At 71.2% G+C, this 6,355-nt stretch carries 7 protein-coding genes; 5 read left to right on the forward strand and 2 right to left on the reverse strand.

The annotated features are described in order from the left end of the window. The first annotated feature begins 148 nt into the window (after positions 1-148). A complete protein-coding gene (locus tag ACWCPM_RS30815) occupies positions 149-2,251 on the forward strand; it encodes a phosphotransferase (RefSeq protein WP_450979547.1) in 2,103 nt (700 codons plus the stop codon). 75 nt (positions 2,252-2,326) lie between these two features. On the opposite strand, the gene ACWCPM_RS30820 is transcribed toward ACWCPM_RS30815, so the two are convergent. After that, complete coding sequence (locus tag ACWCPM_RS30820) at positions 2,327-2,524, reverse strand: hemerythrin domain-containing protein (protein ID WP_450979548.1); 198 nt, start codon at positions 2,522-2,524, stop codon at positions 2,327-2,329. Positions 2,525-2,717: 193 nt separating this feature from the next. Between ACWCPM_RS30820 and ACWCPM_RS30825 the strand changes: the two genes are divergently transcribed. Further along, positions 2,718-3,191 carry an HAD domain-containing protein gene (locus ACWCPM_RS30825; RefSeq protein ID WP_450979549.1) on the forward strand — a complete coding sequence of 158 codons (474 nt, stop codon included), beginning with the start codon at positions 2,718-2,720 and terminating at the stop codon, positions 3,189-3,191. Positions 3,192-3,368: 177 nt separating this feature from the next. On the opposite strand, the gene ACWCPM_RS30830 is transcribed toward ACWCPM_RS30825, so the two are convergent. Next, on the reverse strand, positions 3,369-3,962 hold the full coding sequence (locus tag ACWCPM_RS30830; protein ID WP_450979550.1) for a DinB family protein: 594 nt from the start codon (positions 3,960-3,962) through the stop codon (positions 3,369-3,371). Between the two features lie 118 nt (positions 3,963-4,080). Between ACWCPM_RS30830 and ACWCPM_RS30835 the strand changes: the two genes are divergently transcribed. From ACWCPM_RS30835 to ACWCPM_RS30845, 3 genes are all read left to right on the forward strand, one after another. Beyond that, entirely contained in the window at positions 4,081-4,668 is a 588-nt protein-coding gene (locus tag ACWCPM_RS30835; protein WP_450979551.1) for a helix-turn-helix domain-containing protein, read from the forward strand. Positions 4,669-4,729: 61 nt separating this feature from the next. Next, positions 4,730-5,335, forward strand: coding sequence for a hypothetical protein (locus ACWCPM_RS30840; RefSeq protein WP_450979552.1), 606 nt, complete (start codon positions 4,730-4,732; stop codon positions 5,333-5,335). Positions 5,336-5,549: 214 nt separating this feature from the next. Further along, positions 5,550-5,882, forward strand: coding sequence for a DUF2516 family protein (locus ACWCPM_RS30845; RefSeq protein ID WP_450979553.1), 333 nt, complete (start codon positions 5,550-5,552; stop codon positions 5,880-5,882). The last annotated feature ends 473 nt before the right edge of the window (positions 5,883-6,355 follow it).

A 6,355-nucleotide genomic window follows, 5' to 3' on the forward strand; every position in this document is an offset into this window, starting at 1 on the left:
TCTAGCGTTCGGCTTGTCCATCCATCCTGTGAACGATCCCCCGGAGTGGCCAGTGGGCGCACCTCCTCGTCCTCGTACCGCCCTCGGGGAGCGCCCACCCGACGCCGCCGTCGTGGAGTTCGTGGCATACGCCGAGACACACGGGCAGATGATCAGTGGCCATCACAACCGGAACTACCTGGTGCCGCTGACGAGGAAGGTGGCGTCCCTGCTGGGCCGCGAGGCCGGTACACCGGTCACCGTCCGGGTCAGGCGCCGCGACGCGCTGCCTGTGGTGATCAGGACCTGGGAGGACGAGGCGCGGATCCTGGGGGCCATCCGAGGGGTCCTGCCGCATGTTCCGGAGTGTCTGGCCCAGGGGAACGGCTACGCGATCCACAGCTTCGTGGAGGGTGTGCCGCTCTCCAGCGTCTGCGGAAACGACAAGCCTGTCGACGCGCTGCTGATAGGAGAACTGGCCCGGCTGCTCGCGCGGACTGCCCAGGTGCGGCGCGGGGCACTGCCGCCGCTGCCGGCGCACTGGCCCGGCAACGACACGGACAGCCAGGCCTTTCTCCAGCGCCTCGTCCACCTCGCGGACCGGCAGATCCGGCAGCCCAATTGGACTGCCTTCGGTGGTCTGTTCAAGGCCCTCGGTATCCCGGAGGACGCCCTGATCCGGCTGGGGGAGCGGGTGCCGGCCATGGCGCGGCGACCCTACGGCCTGCTCCATGGGGACCTCCACCGCGACAACCTGATCGTGTCGTACGCCGGGGATCCGCCTCTTATCTGCGTCGACTGGGAACTGGCCACCTACGGCGACCCCCTGCACGACCTCGCGACCCATCTCGTACGCATGCGGTACCCGACCTTCCAGCTGCCCGAGGTGATCGAGGCGTGGGCCGGGGCCATGGGGGCGGTCCGCCCGGCGGCCGTGCACGGCCTGGCCAAGGACCTGCGCCACTACGTTGACTTCGAACGCGCTCAATCCGTCTACCCGGACGTGATGCGAGCCGTGAGCGGGCTGGAAGGAACGTTCGACCAGAAGAGCCTGGACGATGCGACAGCGGCGGTGCACCAGGCTCTGACGGCGGCGGCTCAGCCACTGGGGCTCGTCAATCCGCCGGGCGTCTCCGAGATCGAATCGGTCCTCTCCCGGTGGCGAGCCTCCCGCCGGGGGCGTGGGCGTCCGCCGACAGCCTTCCGCTGGGAGCCGGACGAGCGGGTGCCGGAGCGGCCCGACTTTCCTCGCGAGGCCGCGGCCGAGGCCCTGCGGCAGGAGGGCGCGGCCCCGGCCGTCCGGGTGTTCAAGGGCACCGCGCACCTCAACTCCGTCGTCCTGGTGGACGGTGTCGACTTCCCCGTGGTGGTGCGTCGCAAGGTGGCGAACGTGTGCCCGCGGGAGCCCCGGTACCTCAGCGAGCACGCCGTGCTGGCGGCCATCGAGGAGTCCGGGGTCCGGATGGCGGCCCCGAAGGCCCTCGTGCTCGGCCGGGACCACCAAGGGGATCCCTTCACCATCCACACCTATGTCGGATCGCACGACATCGACGAACCGCCCCGGCACCCCGTGGACGGCCTCCTGCCGCACGAGGGGGACGGGCTCGTCGACCAACTCTGCGAGCTGACCAAGGTGGACTACAAGCGGGTCGACCCGCTGGCCGGCGAGGGAGGATTCCACGCCTGGCTGTGCGAATCGCTCGTCATGCTGGTCCGAGACCTGCCGAAGGAACTGCAGCGGCTCGCCAGGGAACTGGGGCTGCCCGAGGCCTCCCGCCTCCGCGAGATTCTCGCCCGCAACCAGGTGACCCCACGGAGTCCCGCGCTGCTGCACGGTGACCTGAACCCGTGGAACCTCGTACGCCGCCGTGACGAACTGGCACTGACGATCATCGACTGGGAGATGGCGCTGGTCGGTGATCCCCTGTACGACCTGGTCCGGCACATGCATCTCACCCGGACCCGACCGGAGATCCGGGACCGCATGTTCCGCCGCTGGGAGAAGCGACTGCCGGCCCAGTACACCTGTGACTGGCGCAAGGACTGGCGGGTCTACCGGTGGATCGAGATCGCGCGGTCGGCGTACGTGGATCTGGACCGCCTGGTGACCGGCGACGGCCTTCACGCCCCGAACGTTCGCCGTGCGGTCGACTCCTATGCCATGACCCTGAAGGCGGCAACTGGTTCGCTCGGTCTGCCGCAGGCCAACCCCCTTCTCGTGAGCGCACTGACCGGACCGGGACGACGCGGATCTCCAGGTGCCGGCCCGTAGGGTCGCGGCGCGGGCCGCACCGGATGGGGCGGGCGCCTCCCGGGGCTTCCCGGAGACGCCCGCCGCAGGCTTTCGTCAGGCGTCGAGCAGCGGGATCAGGTGCTCCTCCTCGTAGGTCAGATGCGCCTCCAGTTCCCTCGTGAGGCGCTCCACCTCCGAGCGGGCGATGGCCGGGTCCCCCGTCCCGATCGCCGTGCGCAGGTCCTCCACCAGGGCGGCGATGCGTTCGTGTTCCTCGCGCAGGCGGGCGACGGTGGCGGTGTCGTCGGACATGCTTCTCGGTGCTCTCTTCTCTCTCGGTCGTGCTCGTCACTGGTGATCGGTGGACGAACGCGCGTGAACGCGCGGAGAGAGAGCGGCGGACTCCTGGTCCGCCTCAGCCTCATTCAGAGGCCGGGCACCAGACGCGAACGCGGCACTCGGCCGCAAACCCGGCAGTCATGAGGCTCACAGTAGCCTGGGGGCGATGCTTCTCTTCCTGGACATCGACGGGACTCTCCTCCCCTTCGGGGCCGCGCATCCGTATCCGGCGTACGGGACATCGCTCGGACGGGACGCCGGGAACCCGCTGCTGAGCAGGGTCGATCCGGCGCTCGGCCCCCGATTGCGGGCCCTGGGCTGTGAGTTGGTGTGGGCCACCACCTGGCTGGACGACGCGAACGGACTCATGGCGCCGTGGCTCGGCCTGCCCTCGCTGCCGGCCGTCGACTGGCCGGAGGAGGCCGGGAGACCAGGCCCGCTGCACTGGAAGACCCGGACGCTCGTGGCCTGGGCGGCGGGCCGCCCCTTCGTGTGGCTCGACGACGAGATCAGGGGGTACGACCGCGTCTGGGTGAGCGCCCATCACCCTGGGCGGGCCCTCCTGCATCGCGTGAACCACCGGGTGGGGCTCACGGACGCGGACTTCGCCGTGGTGGAGGGGTGGGTGGGCGCGGGGTGAGGTACTCGGGGGCATGAGGTGCGCTCAGCTCCGGCCCGGCAGCTCCGTGACCCGCGTGAACGCGTCCGTCCCGATGCCGATGCCGATGCCGATGGCGTGGCGGCCGGGCCCTCCGCCGCGTGCATCACGCTCGCCAGGTGGACCGGCGTCGGCTCCCCGCCTGCGCCCCCTGCGATGTCACGTGCCCTTGTCCGCGTCCCGGGCCGCCCGCTCCAGCCGGCCGCGGTACTCCTCCCACCGCGCCGCGTCGTCCGTCGGGATGCTGGTGTTGCCCTTCTGCATCCCGACCGCCCCGTCGACGAGCTCGCGGATGATGTCGGCGTGCCCGGCGTGCCGCTGCGTGTCGGCGATCACGCGGACGACCGCGTGATGCAACGTCACCTCGTCCTCGCCGTCGGGCCACCAGGGCACCCTGCCGACGGTCTCCAGCGCCAGCGCGTCGATCGTCGCGTCCGCGTGTGCCCACGCCCGGCGGTAGAGGTCCACCACGAACGCGCGGGACTCCTCGGCCGTGGCCCACATGTCGGCGTTGAACCCGGCTCCCTCGTCGAGCCAGGGCAGCGGCTCGCCGGAGGGCCGCCCGAAGGTCTCGCCGAGATAGCCCAACTCGACGCTCGCCACGTGTTTCACGAGCCCCAGGAGGTTGGTACCCGTCGGCGTGAGCGGACGGCGGACGTCGTACTCGGAGAGCCCCTCCAGCTTCCACAGCAGGGCGTCGCGGGCGGACTGCAGAGAGAAGTGGAGATCGGTTTTCGCATCGGTCGCGGTCATGGCGGCCAGTCTGCCGCGTGGGGCGCCCGGGGCGCCCGGTGCTGCCGTACGAGTGGCATGGCGCACTATTGCAAGCGGGATGCTTGCAATAGTTAGCGCGGCGCGGCATGGTGAAGGCATGGCATCGCTCAACGTCGGCAATCTCGGTGAGTATCTGCGCGAACAGCGGCGCAACGCGCAGCTGTCGCTCAGGCAGCTCGCCGACGCCGCCGGGGTGTCCAATCCGTATCTGAGCCAGATCGAGCGCGGGCTGCGCAAGCCGAGCGCGGAGGTCCTTCAGCAGGTCGCCAAGGCGCTGCGGATCTCCGCCGAGACGCTGTACGTGCGGGCCGGCATCCTCGACGCCGAGCGGGACCGGGACGAGGTGGAGACGCGCGCCGTCATCCTCGCCGATCCCACGCTGAACGAGGGGCAGAAGCAGGTGCTGCTCCAGGTCTACGAGTCGTTCCGCAAGGAGAACGGCTTCGAGGCCGGCAAGGCGGGCGCGGCACAGCACGGTGACCTGACCGACGACGGTGACGGCGGCCGCGGCAGCGGGAGCGGCGGTGGTCGCGACACCCACGACGACAGCGGTCCCAGCGGTCCCCGTGATCGCAGCGGCACAGGACACGGCGACGGCAGCAGCGGCAGTGGCGACAGCGCCGTACGCGACACCCGTGCCGCCGACGGCACCGACGCCGACCCGCAGGGGCGATCCGCCGGCTGAGCCGGGCGGACGCCGCGGAGCCCCCGAACCCTCACAGAAAGCCACCGGGAGGACCAGCACCATGGCCATCAGCGAAGACCTGCGTAAGACCCTCACCGACCCGCGGCCGCTGTACTTCGCCGCAGGCACCGCCGACCTCGCCCTCCAGCAGGCCAAGAAGGTGCCCAGCCTGGTCGACCAGCTGCGCAGCGAGGCGCCGGCCCGTATCGAGGCCGTACGCAACACCGACCCCAAGGCCGTCCAGGAGAAGGCCACCGCCCGCGTCAAGGAGACGCAGGAGAACGTCCAGATCCGGGTCAACGAACTTCTCGGTTCCCTCGACTCCGACCTCAAGAAGCTGGGCGAGTCCGCCCAGGACCTCGCGCTCCGCGGTGTCGGCATGGCCGCGGAGTACGCCGTGAAGGCCCGTGAGACCTACGAGAAGGTCGCCGAGCACGGTGAGCAGGCCGTGCGGACCTGGCGGGGCGAGGCCGCCGAGGAGATCGAGGAGCTGGCGATCGCCGTCGAGCCGGAGAGCAAGCCGGCCGAGGCCAAGCCCGCCACGGGTACGGCCAAGCCGGCCGCGGCTCCGGCCGAGGCCACCGCCGCTAAGAAGCCCGTCGCGAAGAAGGCGCCGGCCGCTCGCAAGGCCACCCCGGCGAAGAAGACGACGCCGTCGGGCAAGTGACACGGCGCGCACGGCGTCCGCCGGTCACTCCGGGTGCGGTCACTCCCGGTGCGATCGTTCCGGCTGAGGTGACTCCGTGTGACACGGACGGGTGAGAGATGACGGGTCGGGCACTCTTGGGGTGCCCGGCCCGTTCTTTCGGGTAGCGGCCGGACGGTTGCGGGTACGGTGGCCGCGTAGGGACTGGCCGATACGGGTGGTGGACGTTGTGCTGATGCAGGGATTCTCCGGGTTCATGTGGCTGCTGAGCATGGCCCTGATCCTTTTCAGCGGTTTCGCGATGATCGATGCCGCCATCCGTCGCGAGGACGCCTACCGCGCTGCCGACAAGCAGACCAAGCCCTTCTGGCTGATCATCCTCGGGCTCGCCTTCGTGGTGAACCTGATCTTCAACATCCTGTCGTTCCTGCCGATCATCGGCCTCATCGCGACGATCGTGTACATGGTCGACGTCCGCCCGGCCCTGCGCGGCCTCCCGGGTGGTGGCCGCGCCCGCCGCGGTTCGAGCAGCGACGGCCCGTACGGCCCGTACAACGGCGGTCGCTGACCGGGGCCTGCGGACACGCGGCCGCGGGGACCACTGGAACACGGCCCCGCGTGACACGGGCCGGGGGACGGGCGGACGTGCGCCGGGCGACCCGGGCCGTGGACGGCCGAAGCCCGTACCTCGCACGTCGGTGTGGTCCTGCCCGCACGGAGCGGGACCTCGCCCGCGCGTGGACGCGGGTGGCAGGGTCGGACGCGGGCCCCGGGGGTGACGTGGCCGTACCCGCACCGCGTGGCCCGAGGAGCGTGGCGCGGGCTGTCGACGGCCGAAGCCCGTGCCTCGCACGTCGGCGTGGTCCTGCCCGCACGGAGCGGGGCCTCGCCCGCGCGTGACGCGGGTCGCAGGGTCGGACGCGGGCCCCGGGGGCGACGTGGCCGTACCCGCACCGCGTGGCCCGAGGAGCGTGGCGCGGGCTGTCGACGGCCGAAGCGTCCGGGCTTCGGACCAGGCTTCGGACCAGGCTTCGGACCAGG

This window comes from Streptomyces sp. NPDC002309 (assembly GCF_053593375.1).